Annotated in this window: 12 protein-coding genes and 2 tRNA genes; 10 read left to right on the plus strand and 4 right to left on the minus strand. The window is 47.1% G+C overall.

The window, feature by feature from the left end:
• Positions 1-219: 219 nt before the first annotated feature.
• From MBO_RS08150 to gltX, 3 genes are all read right to left on the minus strand, one after another.
• Positions 220-295 (minus strand) — tRNA-Glu (locus MBO_RS08150).
• 76 nt (positions 296-371) lie between these two features.
• Positions 372-447 (minus strand) — tRNA-Ala (locus tag MBO_RS08155).
• Positions 448-559: 112 nt separating this feature from the next.
• Entirely contained in the window at positions 560-2,074 is a 1,515-nt protein-coding gene (gltX, locus tag MBO_RS08160) for a glutamate--tRNA ligase (protein WP_036366602.1), read from the minus strand.
• Between the two features lie 364 nt (positions 2,075-2,438).
• Here gltX and rsmH point away from each other — a divergent pair, with 364 nt between their 5' ends.
• From rsmH to MBO_RS08200, 8 genes are all read left to right on the plus strand, one after another.
• Entirely contained in the window at positions 2,439-3,416 is a 978-nt protein-coding gene (gene rsmH, locus MBO_RS08165) for a 16S rRNA (cytosine(1402)-N(4))-methyltransferase RsmH (RefSeq protein WP_036366604.1), read from the plus strand.
• Positions 3,417-3,464: 48 nt separating this feature from the next.
• On the plus strand, positions 3,465-3,833 hold the full coding sequence (locus tag MBO_RS08170; RefSeq protein ID WP_052585398.1) for a cell division protein FtsL: 369 nt from the start codon (positions 3,465-3,467) through the stop codon (positions 3,831-3,833).
• A complete protein-coding gene (locus tag MBO_RS08175) occupies positions 3,833-5,827 on the plus strand; it encodes a peptidoglycan D,D-transpeptidase FtsI family protein (protein WP_036366606.1) in 1,995 nt (664 codons plus the stop codon). Before MBO_RS08170 ends, MBO_RS08175 begins: the two co-directional genes overlap by 1 nt.
• A 39-nt stretch (positions 5,828-5,866) precedes the next feature.
• A complete protein-coding gene (locus tag MBO_RS08180) occupies positions 5,867-7,384 on the plus strand; it encodes a UDP-N-acetylmuramoyl-L-alanyl-D-glutamate--2,6-diaminopimelate ligase (RefSeq protein ID WP_036366607.1) in 1,518 nt (505 codons plus the stop codon).
• Positions 7,385-7,444: 60 nt separating this feature from the next.
• The gene (locus tag MBO_RS08185; protein WP_036366609.1) at positions 7,445-8,908 is read left to right on the plus strand and encodes a UDP-N-acetylmuramoyl-tripeptide--D-alanyl-D-alanine ligase; all 1,464 of its coding nucleotides are present in this window, start codon (positions 7,445-7,447) and stop codon (positions 8,906-8,908) included.
• A gap of 56 nt (positions 8,909-8,964) precedes the next feature.
• Positions 8,965-10,062 (plus strand): phospho-N-acetylmuramoyl-pentapeptide-transferase, encoded by a 1,098-nt coding sequence (gene mraY, locus MBO_RS08190; RefSeq protein ID WP_036366610.1) that lies wholly within the window; start codon positions 8,965-8,967, stop codon positions 10,060-10,062.
• Positions 10,063-10,097: 35 nt separating this feature from the next.
• The gene (locus tag MBO_RS08195; RefSeq protein ID WP_036366612.1) at positions 10,098-10,883 is read left to right on the plus strand and encodes a crotonase/enoyl-CoA hydratase family protein; all 786 of its coding nucleotides are present in this window, start codon (positions 10,098-10,100) and stop codon (positions 10,881-10,883) included.
• Between the two features lie 185 nt (positions 10,884-11,068).
• On the plus strand, positions 11,069-12,295 hold the full coding sequence (locus tag MBO_RS08200; protein WP_036366614.1) for a multidrug effflux MFS transporter: 1,227 nt from the start codon (positions 11,069-11,071) through the stop codon (positions 12,293-12,295).
• Positions 12,296-12,351: 56 nt separating this feature from the next.
• Here the strand turns inward: MBO_RS08200 and rlmH are convergent, their stop codons facing one another.
• Positions 12,352-12,834, minus strand: coding sequence for a 23S rRNA (pseudouridine(1915)-N(3))-methyltransferase RlmH (gene rlmH / locus MBO_RS08205; protein WP_036366617.1), 483 nt, complete (start codon positions 12,832-12,834; stop codon positions 12,352-12,354).
• Between the two features lie 163 nt (positions 12,835-12,997).
• Between rlmH and MBO_RS08210 the strand changes: the two genes are divergently transcribed.
• On the plus strand, positions 12,998-13,471 hold the full coding sequence (locus tag MBO_RS08210) for an RDD family protein (protein WP_036366618.1): 474 nt from the start codon (positions 12,998-13,000) through the stop codon (positions 13,469-13,471).
• Between the two features lie 8 nt (positions 13,472-13,479).
• The gene (locus tag MBO_RS08215) at positions 13,480-13,887 is read left to right on the plus strand and encodes a YraN family protein (RefSeq protein ID WP_052585399.1); all 408 of its coding nucleotides are present in this window, start codon (positions 13,480-13,482) and stop codon (positions 13,885-13,887) included.
• The last annotated feature ends 92 nt before the right edge of the window (positions 13,888-13,979 follow it).

A 13,979-nucleotide genomic window follows, 5' to 3' on the forward strand; every position in this document is an offset into this window, starting at 1 on the left:
GAGTGTTGTCAAGAATCGCATCTTGGCGTAGCTGTTCTACAAATGGCGTGATATTCATGGTTGCTCAACATTAAAATCAATAAAAATAGAGCCGTTATTATAGCAAAAAACAGAGGTTGGTCGGCGAAAATTCACCAAGAAGGCAAATATTTTTATGCGAATTAGATGTAAAATCAAAAAGAAAAAGCCAGTCATGATAGACTGGCTTTTTTAGAATATTGGCACTCCATAGGGGATTCGAACCCCTGTTACCGCCGTGAAAGGGCGGTGTCCTAGGCCTCTAGACGAATGGAGCGCAAGTAGAAAGTTTTGCAACTTCAAGAATGTAAGATAAATGCCTAGGTGCTTACATTCAAACCTTAATCAATCTTTGGTGGAGCTAAGCGGAGTCGAACCGCTGACCCCTTGCATGCCATGCAAGTGCTCTACCAACTGAGCTATAGCCCCTTTGTTAAGGTGGGCGTATTATATAAAAGACCCTAAGCCTTGTCAAATACTTTTTTAAAATAAGATTTAAAAAAACCGATAACTTATTGAAAATTATCGGTTTTTAGTTAACTTATTCTTGATTTAAAAAGTTTGGCAAAGCTTTATTCACTTCTTCCAATTTTTTCAATTTCTTTTTACCAAGTCCGCCCAAGACTTCACAAGCATGGCGTAGTCGTGATAAGGTCATGTCCGCCCCGATGACGTACATGGAGTTCATCACAGGCGTGCTAGATGTCGAGCCTGCAATCGCCACAAAAAACGGTTGCATAAAGTCTTTTAACTTAATCTCAAAATGTCCTGCCAAGCCTTTTAGGGTCTGATAAATGTTATTCTCGCTCCACTCGGGCAAGGCTTCTAGTTGCCATGTGGCAAGATAGAGAATTTCAAGTAATTTGTCGTTATCCAGCGTTTTATGGGCAAAATCGTCTGGTGTAACGTTTGGCAAATTTTGAAAATAAAACCCTGCCCAATTTACCGCATCAGACAACACATTAATGCGTGGCTGAATGGCTTTGGCAATGGCGGTCAGCTTATCATCATCGCTTGCCCACGCCAAAATCTTCGCCTTCAACTCGTCCGCACTCATCGCACGCAGGTATTCGCCATTGAGCCAGTAGAGTTTTTCAATGTCAAACACAGGTCCACCCAGAGAGACACGCTTAATGTCAAAGCTTGCGATCATCTCATCCAAGCTAAATTTCTCCGCTTCATTTGGCAAGCTATACCCCATACGCCCCAAATAGTTAATCAAGGCTTCGGGCAACACGCCTGCGTCCTTATAATAGGTGATTGACGTGGGATTTTTGCGTTTTGAGAGTTTGGATTTGTCGGGGTTACGCAGTAGGGGCATATGGCACAATACAGGCATTTCCCAGCCAAAATATTCATACAAAAGTTTGTGCTTGGGGGCGGAGTTGATCCACTCTTCGCCACGAATGACATGGCTGATTTGCATTAAATGGTCGTCCACAACATTGGCAAGATGATAGGTCGGCAAGCCGTCTGTTTTTAGTAGAACCTGCATATCGACTGTTTCCCACGGAATGCTAATCTCGCCACGAAGCATGTCATGAATCACGCACTCGCCGTCGGTTGGCACACGCATACGAATGACAAAGGGCTTACCACTCTCGGCAAGTTTATCGCTCTCTTCACGGCTCAGATTGGCATAACGTCCGTCATAACGCACGGGCAAGCCTTGGGCTTCTTGCTCTTTACGCATTTGGTCTAGCTCGTCTGTCGTGCAAAAACAGCGAAAGGCATGACCTTTGTCCAGTAGTTCTTGGGCGTATTTTTTGTAAATCTCGGAACGCTCGGACTGGCGATACGGGGCGAACTGTCCGCCCACGTCAGGACCTTCGCTCCATGTCAAACCTGCCCATTTTAGGGCGTTTAAAATCATCTGCTCACTCTGAGCGGTAGAGCGGATTTGGTCGGTGTCTTCAATGCGTAGGATAAACTCGCCCCCTTGCGATTTGGCAAAAACCATATTAAACAAGGCGATATAAGCCGTACCAACGTGCGGAAAGCCTGTTGGGGACGGGGCGATACGGGTGCGAATGGGTTTGGTGGTTTGAGTGCTCATGAATTGCTCGTTATTGAATATTGTGTCAAGTTAAATGTAAAGTGAATGATATAAAAGCATAAATCTGTGGCTATGATACCAAAATGTGCTTGATTTTTGTAGTGGAAAGTGCGCAGGGCTTTAAGATTTTGGCAACAATTACCACACAAAAACGGATTGGATTATCAAAAAATCCTTGATAGAATGATGAGTTAAATATTTTTTATGATGTTATTTTGTTTTTTCTATTAACTTGTTGTGATTTTTTTTACAAAAAATTAGCGCAAATGATTGAAATCACTTGACTATACAGCAAGGATTGAGATAATACACGCTGAAAAAATCTTGCGCAAAATCTAGCTTTTGCCACCTTTTGGAAATCATCATGAGCCAGCCCGACGCACTCCAAGCTTTCACCCACGAAACCGTCCTATTAAAAGAGACGGTGGCGATGCTATTGGGCGTAAAAAACTTAGATGATGTCAAAAAAGGAACATTTGATGGCATCTATGTGGATGCAACCTTTGGGCGGGGTGGTCACAGTCGGCTATTATTAGAATATCTAAGTGATGATGCCTGCTTGTTGGTGTTTGATAAGGACGTCGAGGCGATCGCTGTGGCGAACGAACTTGCCAATGCTGATGCTCGGGTGACCGTGATCCATGACAGCTTTGCTAGCCTGAATGAGCAATTAAAGACACTTGGCATTGACCACGTCGATGGCATCATGGCAGATCTTGGCGTGTCTAGCCCACAGCTTGATGACGGTGCGCGCGGATTTAGCTTCATGCGAGATGGTGCGGTTGATATGCGCATGGACACCACGCGTGGCGAACCTGTTAGCGAATGGCTGATGCGGGTAGATGCTGATACTTTGGCAGATGTGCTGTATGAATATGGCGAGGAGCGCCATAGCCGTAAGATTGCACGCGCCATCAAGTCGATGGAAAGTTATGATTCGACGCTGGCATTGGCAGAAGTCATTAAACAGGCTCATCCAGCATGGCAAAAAGGCAAACATCCTGCTACTCAGAGCTTTCAGGCGATGCGTATTTATATTAATAACGAGCTTGGCGATGTGGATGAGTTTTTGGTGCAGAGCTTGAGCGCACTCAAAGCTGGCGGTCGTTTGGCGGTGATTAGCTTTCATTCATTAGAAGACAGACGTATTAAGCAGTTTTTGAATAATCACAGTCGTGGTCGCTGGGAAGGTGATGACAAGCTACTCATGCCGCCTGTGCGTACGAAGTATTTTGGCAAGGCGCTTAGAGTCTCCCCAAGCGATGCAGAAGTTAAGGTCAATCCGCGTGCCCGAAGTGCATGGTTGCGTGGGGCAGAGCGCACCGACGCTATGTATGTTTGATTTTAGATTATTTTAGGTTTTTTAAGTTTAGGTTATTGCAATCACATCATGAACGATAAACACGCCCATCTTATCCCGCCAAAAACCCAATCCGACAGCAGTGTCGGCATGATTGGGCTGTGTCGCCTGATTTTGGGGCTGCTTGTCGCTGCCATCATATGGACGGGCGTGAACATTTCTGTACAGACTCAGGCGCATCATGAAGCTTATCGCAACCTTCAAAAACTCAAAAAAGAACTGACCGCCATGCAAGTAGAAGAGCAGCGCCTACTCATTGAACAGCAGACCTTTAGTGCCACGCCTCAGGTTGCTCGCCGAGCGGTGAGTGAATTGGGCATGTTCTTCCCTGCCGGTGATTCACGCCGAGTTATTGCACCAACCACGGCTGCCACCCAATCGAATAAGGCGGCTCGGTGATGAAAAAAACTGATCAAAAACAAGGCGCATCATCTAAAGTTACGCCACCACTGCGCAAAAAAACCACCAAAAGCAAAGCCAATCCTGCCCAAAACTACCAAGAAGGCCCATCAAGATTAGAGTCATTGTTCGGTGGATCTGCCAAGAAACGCCACCAAAAAGCCGCCACCATGTTGGGCGGGTTACAAGACGTTGGGCGTTATAAATTCGCTTGGGCTATTGCGGCTGTCTGTTTTGCCATTTTATTTGCTCGGGCGTTTTATTTGCAAGTTATTAACTCATCATTTTTGATTGAGCAAGGCGAAAAGCTCATCACATCGAAGCGCTCGGTGCCTGTATATCGTGGCATGATTACAGACACGACGGGCGCACCACTGGCGGCGAATGCGCCTCTATCGACTGTAGTATTTAGCCCATATGATTACGCGGTGGAGTACTACAGACTTGATAAAATCATCAAAACCAGCCAAAACGCCAAAACCATCGCTAAGGCCAGCGAAGACCTTAAGCAGATGGATTTGGTGAAATTGGCAGCAACAGCGAATTTCCCACTAGAAAAACTTCAAAATGCCGTCGCAATCAAACACGACCTTGATCTGAGCGATGAAGAGGCGGTAAATGCAGCACTGCCAAAAGGTGCAGGTTCACGCCGTCTGGTCATACTACCAAAAGCACCGCCTGAGATCGTTAAGCCGTTGATGGCGCTTGATTTTGTTGGGATTAGTGAAGAGAAGTTTTTCCAAAGATATTATCTACAAGCCGAGCCATATGCGCAGATTCTAGGCTACATGGCGCAATCTAGCGATGAAAAGAATGGCGGTTATGTGGGTCGTGCAGGTATCGAAGCTAAGTATGAAAAACAGCTGGCAGGTGAGCGCGGACAAGTTCTCATCCTAAAGGACGCCCGTCAGTCTGCCATCAAAGAAATCAAAGAAATCAAACCGACCGTTGAAGGTCAAGACATTCATCTGACCATCGATTCGCGCTTGCAGTATGTCCTTTATAAGGAACTTGAGCAAGTAGGGCGCACTCAGTCGGCACGTTCAAGCTCGGGCATCGTGGTGGATGTCTTGACCGGAGATGTGTTGGCATTGGGTTCTTGGCCATCATTTAACTCAAATAATCTGTCAGAGCGTACCGGTGCTAATGAGCGTAATCGCCCTATGCTAGATACCTTTGAGCCGGGTTCTGTGATGAAGCCATTCACGGTGGCGGCAGCATTAGAGTCGGGCAAATATTCTACCAGCTCTTTAATTAATACCTCGCCAGGCAGCCTATATGTGGGCGGATACACCATTCGGGACAGCGGTGATTATGGCGCCATTACGCTTGCCAAGCTGATCCAAAAATCCAGTAACGTCGCTTCTGCCAAGATCGCACTTAGCTTACCTGCCAATGCCATCTCTGACATGCAAAGACGCTTTGGTTTTGGTCAAAAAACAGCTTTAAATTTCCCAGCCGAAGCCTCAGGTGGTGTTAGCGACCCTAGCGAAAAAGAATATTCTCGCCGTGCAACCCTAAGTTATGGTTATGGTCAGACGGTGACACTTGCTCAAGTTGTCCAAGCTTATGCTGCCTTGGCAAATAACGGCATGCTAAGACCGCTGCGCTTGGTAAAAGAGGACGAGCTGCCAGAGCCCACCCAAGTCATTGAGCCTAAGAACGCCCAAGCCATCGTGAAGATGATGGAGCTGGTCACCGAACAGGGCGGTACAGCGCGCGCGGCAGCGATTAATGGCTATCGTGTGGCGGGCAAGTCAGGTACGTCACGCCGGACTAACCCAAATGGTGGTTATTATACCGATCAGCATCGTACGACTTTTGCAGGCATTGCACCTGCGTCGAATCCACGTTTTGCCATTGCGATATTGGTCGAGGATCCACGTCGTCAATTCTACGCAGGTCAAGTCTCAGCACCAGTATTTCATAATGTCATGAAAGAGGCGCTGCGTCTGTATAATGTACCGTTTGATAAGCCGTTACAGCTAAATTGATTAACTTGATGAATACAAAAGCATCATAAGGAATGAGTCATGAAACCAATTACCTTAGCCCAGCTGTTCGATGATTTGCAGTTGCAGATGCTTGATGAGGTCGCTCAGAGTGTCGCGCATGTGCCTTTTCATCGTTTTTGCTTGGATAGTCGCAAGGTGTCTGAGGGTGATGCGTTCGTGCTTTTGTCCAGCTTTAGCCATCAAGATGATGCGCTAGAGCGAGCCAATCAATACCTAACATCTGTAGAGGATAAAGCTGCGTTTGTGTTGTCGCAGATTGACCCTAAGCTGCTTGATGTGAGATTTAGTAAGCCAATCGTCTATCTGCCAACGATTCGACATTATTTGGGAGATTTGATCGCGGCGCGCTTTCAGGCGGATAAGCCCGCCAAGCTGCCGACGGTGGTCGCGGTGACAGGAACCAATGGCAAGACAACAGTCAGCCAGTTGGTCGCGCAGCTGTGCGAGCTGTCAGGCGCGCCTTCTGCCATCATGGGAACAGCAGGCAATGGACGCCTGCACGCACTTGTGCAGTCGGCGAACACGACAGGCGATGTCTTGGCGGTGCATGAATTCTTATATCAAATGGCGCTCGATGGTGTAGAAGTGGTAGCGCTTGAGGCGAGCAGTCATGGCCTGCATCAGCATCGACTACAGGGTGTGCCTGTACAAGTGGCGATCTATACCAACCTGTCGCATGACCATCTGGATTATCATGCCGACATGGAGGAGTACCGCGCTGCCAAGGCAAGACTGTTCGATGAGGGGTATTTTAGTACATTAACCTGTGGCATCATTAATCAAGATGCTAACTATCCTTTATTGACCAAGAATCACACCGGCAATTATCAGCTGCTTACGTACAGTCAGCAGGATAATGGTGCAAATTATTTTGCCAAAGAGATTGCGCCCAGCCTTGATGGTGTAGGTATGGAGCTTGTCGCTCAAGGCGAGCACATTACCCTAAAGAGCCCGCTCTTAGGCTTATTCAACGTCGATAATCTGATGGCGGCAGTTGCGGCATTTTTGGCGCTGTTTCCTGACAAGCGAGCCGAGCTGCCTGAACTGGTCGCCCAATTACAAGGTGCGCGCGGTCGCATGCAGCGCATCCCTTCTAAGGCAGGGTCTTTTATTGTGGATTATGCGCACACGCCAGATGCACTGGAGCAGGTGCTAGTCAGTTTGCGCAAGCATTGCACGGGCAAGCTAATCGCGGTGTTCGGATGCGGTGGCGATAGAGACAGAACAAAGCGCCCCATCATGGCAAAAGCAGGCGTCACCCATGCCGATGTGTCGATATTTACCGCGGATAATCCTCGCTCAGAAGACCCTAATGCCATCTTAAAAGATATGCAGATCAATCTTACCTGCCAAGAGCATTATAAGGTCATCATCGAGCCTGATCGCAAGAGCGCCATTCGCCAAGCAGTACAGATGGCAGGCGAGAATGACATTGTTGTGATACTCGGCAAGGGGCATGAGACCTACCAAGAGATTAACGGTGTTCGTCATGATTTTGATGATGCGGCAGTGCTTGCAGAATTGCTAAATGAGTGATGATTAATTCATCATTACCAGCGTAACAATAGAATATTTAAGAATAACACAAAGAGCATTATGACCTCCTATATTTGGCAAAAAGACAATCTACAAGCCGCCACTCAAGGCGTCTGGCAGGGCGAATTTAGCACCCAAAGCACGCGCATCACAACTGACACGCGTAAGATTGAGCAGGGTGATATTTTCCTTGCCATCAAAGGCGATAACTTTGACGGTCATGATTATGTTGAGACCGCCAAGGAGTTGGGCGCGGTCGCTGCCATCGTGAACGAGCCTGTGGTAAGCAATCTGCCGCAGCTGATCGTAGGCGACACTAAGAAAGCCTTAGGACTATTGGGCAAATATCGCCGCGATGTGCATTCTGATTTGACCGTGGTGGCTTTGACAGGTTCGTCTGGCAAGACCACCACCAAAGAGATGATTGGTAGTATTCTGGGTCAGATTGCGCCAACGCTCATCACTCGTGGCAACCTAAATAACGATCTGGGTGTGCCAATGATGCTGCTGGAATTGACAGATGAGCATCGATTTGGCGTGATGGAGCTTGGGGCAAACCATGTGGGAGAGATTGCATATACGAGCAATTTGGTGCGTCCTGATGTGGCGTGCGTGTTAAATATCGGTACAGCACATCTGGGCGAGTTTGGTGGACGTGCCAACATTGCTCGAGCCAAGGCGGAGATTTATTCATCGCTGACGGCTGAGGGTGTGGCAGTTGTTCCGTTTGGCGATGAGTTTTTTGAATTTTTGGGCGAAAGCGCCTGCCAGTTTACGGATAAGATTTTAAGCTTTGGCGAGCAGAGTGTGCCATTATCACAGGCAGGTCTGTCGGATGAGAATGTGGCAGAGTTGTCTGCGCAAGGCGTCACGTCTGTGCTGATGATGGGCGACCTGTTTGCCGATGACATCGAAGCCATGCCAACACATAGCACATTTAGCCTAAATACCAATCTTGAGATTGATGAAATCGAAAGTTTGCCTGTAACACTGCCATTCATCGGTGAGCATAATGTTGCTAACGCATTGGCCGCCGCCGCTTGCGCTTATGCGCTTGGCGTACCGCTTGAGGTGATCGTGCAAGGCTTACAGAATGCCGTCGTACCAAAAGGTCGCCTAACCCGCATTGCCTTTGGTGAGCACACCTTGATCGATGATACCTATAATGCCAATCCGACCTCCATGATTGCAGCGGCTAAGGTGCTAGAGCAAGAATCGAATGCCAAGATATTGGTGTTGGGCGATGTGTTTGAATTGGGCAGTGCGGCAGATGATGAGCATTATCAGCTTGGTCAGGACTTGGCGGCTTTTGAGATTGATGTGGTCTTAACAGTAGGCGATCACATGGTGCACACTGCTCGCGCGGTGAATGAGGTTCGTGACATCGCAGTTCATTTTGATGACAAACAAGCGCTACTGGCCGCTCTTAAAGCTCATCTTAATAATGGCGTATCGACCGTGCTATTCAAAGGCTCGCGTGGCATGAAGATGGAAAGTCTGATTGATGACTTGATGAATGCCTAAAATTATCAGATAATTTAAAAAATTAACGGTACGAGAGTGCCGCAAGGGTTTTAATAATGCTTTATTGGTTATTTCAGCACAGCGACATTGCTATCTCATCGCTGACATTGCGTGCGTTATTTGCGGTTATTACGGCGCTGCTTATTGTGATTTTTGCGGGTAAGCCTGTCATTAAGTATCTGCGCACGCTTAAATATGGTCAAGCGGTGCGTGACGATGGTCCAAAGACGCACCTTGTCAAGCAGGGGACGCCTACGATGGGCGGTGTGCTGATTCTGGTTGCGATCGCGATCTCAACATTGGCATGGTCAGACTTGTCCAATCCTTATGTTTGGATCTTGATGGTGGTAATGGTCATCTTTGGCGCGGTTGGCTGGGCTGATGACTGGCTAAAAATCAAGCATAAAAACCCACAAGGCCTGATCGCCCGTAAAAAATACTTCTGGCTGTCAGTAGGTTCGCTGTTCGCAGGCGGCTCATTGTACTACATCGCACTACAACAAGATGCCGCCACAGCTGCCGCCATGCAGGATGTATTGGTACCATTGTTCAAAGACTGGATCATTCCCCTGTCAGCGATTCCTTTTGGTATTGGCTTTATTATTCTGACTTATTTTACTATCAATGGTTCATCGAACGCGGTGAACTTGACAGACGGCTTGGATGGCTTGGTAATTTTGCCTGTGGTGTTGGTTGCGGCAGGGCTTGGCGTGTTCGCATATATTTCAGGTTCGATGAATTATGCTGCTTACATGCACGTGCCTTATATCGCCTATAATGCTGAGGTCATCATCGTCTGTGCATCGATCATTGGTGCAGGACTTGGCTTCTTATGGTATAACGCGGCGCCTGCCGATGTCTTTATGGGTGACGTGGGTGCGCTAAGCCTTGGTGGTATGCTTGGTACGATGGCGGTCATGACGCGTCAAGAGCTTGCCTTTGTGATCATGGGTGGTATCTTTGTGGCGGAAGCGGTGTCGGTCATCCTACAGGTCGGCTCTTATAAGCTGCGCAAAAAACGCATCTTCTTGATGGCGCCGTTACACCATCATTTTGAGGAAATGGGTCTAAAAGAAACCAAGGTGGTCGCGCGTTTTTATATCGTGTGCATCATCTTGGTCGTGCTGGGTCTGATGACCCTAAAGCTTCGCTAATACTTATTCATCATTCATAAAATCAAGGATGATTTATGACCTCACCGATTTTAATCACCAAGCAAGACGGCGTTGTCACCATCACCTTAAATCGCCCCGACAAGAAAAATGCCATGAGCTTTGAGATGATGCGTGAACTCATCGAGATTGCAAAGGACATTCGCAAGGATAAGACGGTGCGTGCGGTGATCATCACGGGTGGTGCGGACTTTTGTAGTGGACTTGATTTGTCGGTATTTGGTGCGCCTAGGCAGATGGTCTGGGCGATGACACAGCTGATTAAGCCTGCGCCTAGTTTATTTCAAGAAGTTTGTCTAATTTGGCAGAGTCTACCTGTGCCAGTGATTGCGGTCATTGATGGTGTGTGCTTGGGCGCAGGATTGCAGCTTGCTCTGGGTGCGGACATACGCATCAGCACATCGCGCGCTAAGTTTGCCATCCTAGAGGTGAAATGGGGTTTGGTCGCTGACATGGGACTGACCCACACCGCCAAGCTGATGCGCGCAGATCACCTAAAGGAGCTGGCGATGACGGCGCGTGTGATTGGCGCGGCAGAGGCTGGAGACTATAAGCTTATCACACACATCGATGACGAACCCATGGTAAAAGCCCAATCAATCGCTAAAGAAATCACTACCCGATCACCCGATGCTGTCTATGCCGCCAAAGCGCTTATCAATGGTATGATGCCTAAGTCTCATCGTAAGCTCTATCAAGAAAAACTGTGGCAAATCAAGCTCATCCTAGGTGCTAATCGTAAGCTTGCCATCAAAAAGACCAAAGACGACGGTGTCGAATTCCTAAAGCGACAGTTTAAATAGTCTTTGATATTAAGCCCATCCTAAGACTTTAAAACTCCACTTATTATCAAAAAAACCCTAGTATTATCATGGGTTTTGTTGTTTTTGCTGCCAAAAATTCGTCAGAATAAAGTAGGCGCTTTGTGTTAAAATATCTCCCTAAAAACTAATAACAAAATGAATAAACGACGAAATTAGAGAATAGAATGAATCAGAATCAGTCCGCGCACGAAAAACCATTTCCCACCGTTTGGATCTTAATCCTAGGTATGATGATCGCCATCGGTCCTTTGGCGATTGACATGTATCTGCCTGCACTGCCGAGCATGGCGGATGAGTTTGGGGTGAGTACGACGAATGTAGCACGTTCGGTGCCTGCGTACTTTGTCGGGTTGGTGTTCGGTCAGCTGTTCTATGGGCCTTTTTCTGATCGGGTAGGGCGAGTCAAGCCCATGTATATCGGCATGACGATTTTTGTGATCGCATCAATCATCTGTGCCACCACGAATCACGAATATGTCTTGTTCGCTGCTCGTACCTTACAGGCTCTGGGTGCGTGTGTGACGGCTGTGGTAACGCGTGCTGCGATTCGTGACACATTAAACCCAGTGCAGTCAGCGCGCGCATTTAGCTTGATGGTGCTGGTCATGGGTGTTGCGCCAATCCTAGCACCGACCTTGGGCGCAGCGATCCTCCAGGTGGCTAATTGGCACATGCTATTTTGGTTCTTGGCAGGCTATGGCGTTTTAAACATAATCCTGACGAAACTGTTCTTAAAAGAAACCCTAGCACCAGAGAATCGCAACACTCGACCGATGAGCGAGACTTTTTTGGGTTATGTTGATCTTATGAAGGATAAGACCTTTACCGTGCCTGCTGTGGCAGCGGGGCTACTACAGGGTTCGTTCTTTATTTATCTGTCCATCTCAAGCATCTTGTTCATGGAGAATTATGGGCTGTCAGAGAAACAGTTCGCCATCGCATTTGGGGCGAATGCGTTTGGCTTTATCGCTTTGACACAGGCGAATCAATTCTTAACCAAGCGATTTAGATTGGTGCGGCTACTGCGCTTTGGTGCGCTCATGCAGGTGATATCGGCGCTTTGCTTGCTTGTTTTAGGGGTGGTATTTGGTGGAGAAGCTTATTTTGCGGCGGTATTTTTGGCGATATTTTGCTGCATTGCAGGACTTGGTTTTACTCAGCCGAACGCAGCCGCCATTGCGCTCGCCTTTCAAAAGAAACGTGCAGGCATGGCAGCAGCGATGCAAGGCGCACTTCAATTCTCGGTGGGGATATTTGGCGGGCTTTTACTAAGTCTGTTCGATGTCAGCCCTGTGCTAAAGCTTGGCATCACGATGAGTGTGCTGACCGCTATTGGAACGTATTTGATATACCGATTAAATCCTAGACTTGATCTGTCCAAGATGGATTGATTGATAATCAAAAAAAGCAAGTCGTAAAGGCTTGCTTTTTTTGTATTAGCCTTAGCTTAGCCGCCACGATGGTAGGGATGGTTGTTAATGATGCTCATCGCGCGATAAAGCTGCTCGATTAAGATCACTCGCACCAACGGATGTGGCAAGGTCAAGTCTGACAAAGACCACTTAAAATCTGCCACTGACAGCACTTCTGGCGACAGACCATCCGCGCCACCAATCACCAACGCGACATCCGCGCCATCTTGCATGGCATCGCTAAGCTTATCAGCAAGGCGCTCGGTGGAGAGCATTTTGCCTTTGACTTCAAGCACCCATAGGCGTTCTTTTGGGTGGCGCGCTGCCAAGATAGCTTGACCTTCTTGGTGTTTGTATTTATCAATCTCAGCAGCAGAAGGGTTCTTGGCGCGCTTAGCGGGGGCGATGTCGATGATCTCGGTCGTCATCATGGGCTGAATGCGCTTAAAATATTCATCAACACCCGTCTGTACCCAAGCGGGCATCTTATGCCCAACGCTTAAAATTCTTAATTTCATGTAAGTATTCCTTAATATTTTTGTATATTTTAAAGAAAAACAGCAAAAAAATCTCGTTTATTTATCCCAAAAAATAGCGTAAATTCAAAAACTTTGCTATGCTAAGGCAATTTTAATCATCTTGATTATTTGTCAAAATAGTCATAGCTATAAGGTAATTACCATGACACAATCGCTGACGCAACACCCTGCACATAACGATACCGTTTATGCGTATGCAGGGTTTTGGGTTCGTTTTTTTGCGCAAATTATTGACGGGATTCTGTTTTTGTTAATCACGCTGCCGGTATTGTATTTGATTTATGGTGAGGCTTATTTCACCACTGAACCTGCGATGGGATTGCTATTTTATGGGACGGCAGATGTGCTGGTTTCTTTGGTGTTTCCTTTGGTGGCTTGTTTATGGTTCTGGATGCAAAAAGGCGCAACCCCTGGCAAGATGCTGCTAGGCCTTAAGGTGTTAGATGCCAAGACGGGTAATTTACTTACTCTTGGTCAGGCACTGCTGCGTTACGTGGGCTATATTTTATCATCATTGATATTCTGTCTTGGCTACATTTGGGTGGGCTTTGATAAGAAAAAACAAGGCTGGCACGATAAGATGGCCAAGACCGTCGTTGTACGTGAAGCACGCTAATATCTGTTGTGAATACCAAAGCGACAACCAAATCAATTGGTGATTTTTATGAAAATCGCGCGGTTGATTGGATTGAGTCAGAGCACCTAACTGTCATCGCGCGCAACTACAATGTGCCTAAGGTGGGTGAGATTGACATCGTTGCTAAGTGCATTGATGCTCTGGCGAGCGGTAGAATTCGTAAGACTTTGGTGTTTATTGAGGTGCGAGCCCGCAAGCGTGGGCAATTTGCAAGCAGTGCAGAGAGTATCACGACCGCCAAGCAGTATAAAATCATCCATGCAGCGATGCATTTTTTGCAGGAATTTGATGAATTTAATGAGTATGATTGCCGGTTTGATGTGATTGTATTTGATTATGCGGATGGTGAGGATGCCAGAGGCGAATGGATTAAGGCGGCATTTCTTGCGTGTTAGACACGCGAATGAATTGATGAATCGAAGATGATAAGATTGGACACGACGATTGATCTTATTTTCATATTTTAGGATTTAGTTTTTAGGATTCA

It is taken from the genome of Moraxella bovoculi 237 (assembly GCF_000696305.2).
GTDB lineage: Bacteria > Pseudomonadota > Gammaproteobacteria > Pseudomonadales > Moraxellaceae > Moraxella > Moraxella bovoculi.

Excerpts from the sequence above, each read along its gene's own strand:
- mraY (WP_036366610.1), top strand. The coding sequence starts at position 8,965 with ATGCTTTATTGGTTATTTCAGCACAGCGACATTGCTATCTCATCGCTG.
- MBO_RS08195 (WP_036366612.1), top strand. The coding sequence starts at position 10,098 with ATGACCTCACCGATTTTAATCACCAAGCAAGACGGCGTTGTCACCATC.
- MBO_RS08180 (WP_036366607.1), top strand. The coding sequence starts at position 5,867 with ATGAAACCAATTACCTTAGCCCAGCTGTTCGATGATTTGCAGTTGCAG.
- gltX (WP_036366602.1), bottom strand. The coding sequence starts at position 2,074 with ATGAGCACTCAAACCACCAAACCCATTCGCACCCGTATCGCCCCGTCC.
- MBO_RS08185 (WP_036366609.1), top strand. The coding sequence starts at position 7,445 with ATGACCTCCTATATTTGGCAAAAAGACAATCTACAAGCCGCCACTCAA.
- rsmH (WP_036366604.1), top strand. The coding sequence starts at position 2,439 with ATGAGCCAGCCCGACGCACTCCAAGCTTTCACCCACGAAACCGTCCTA.
- MBO_RS08210 (WP_036366618.1), top strand. The coding sequence starts at position 12,998 with ATGACACAATCGCTGACGCAACACCCTGCACATAACGATACCGTTTAT.
- MBO_RS08200 (WP_036366614.1), top strand. The coding sequence starts at position 11,069 with ATGAATCAGAATCAGTCCGCGCACGAAAAACCATTTCCCACCGTTTGG.
- MBO_RS08175 (WP_036366606.1), top strand. The coding sequence starts at position 3,833 with ATGAAAAAAACTGATCAAAAACAAGGCGCATCATCTAAAGTTACGCCA.
- rlmH (WP_036366617.1), bottom strand. The coding sequence starts at position 12,834 with ATGAAATTAAGAATTTTAAGCGTTGGGCATAAGATGCCCGCTTGGGTA.
- MBO_RS08170 (WP_052585398.1), top strand. The coding sequence starts at position 3,465 with ATGAACGATAAACACGCCCATCTTATCCCGCCAAAAACCCAATCCGAC.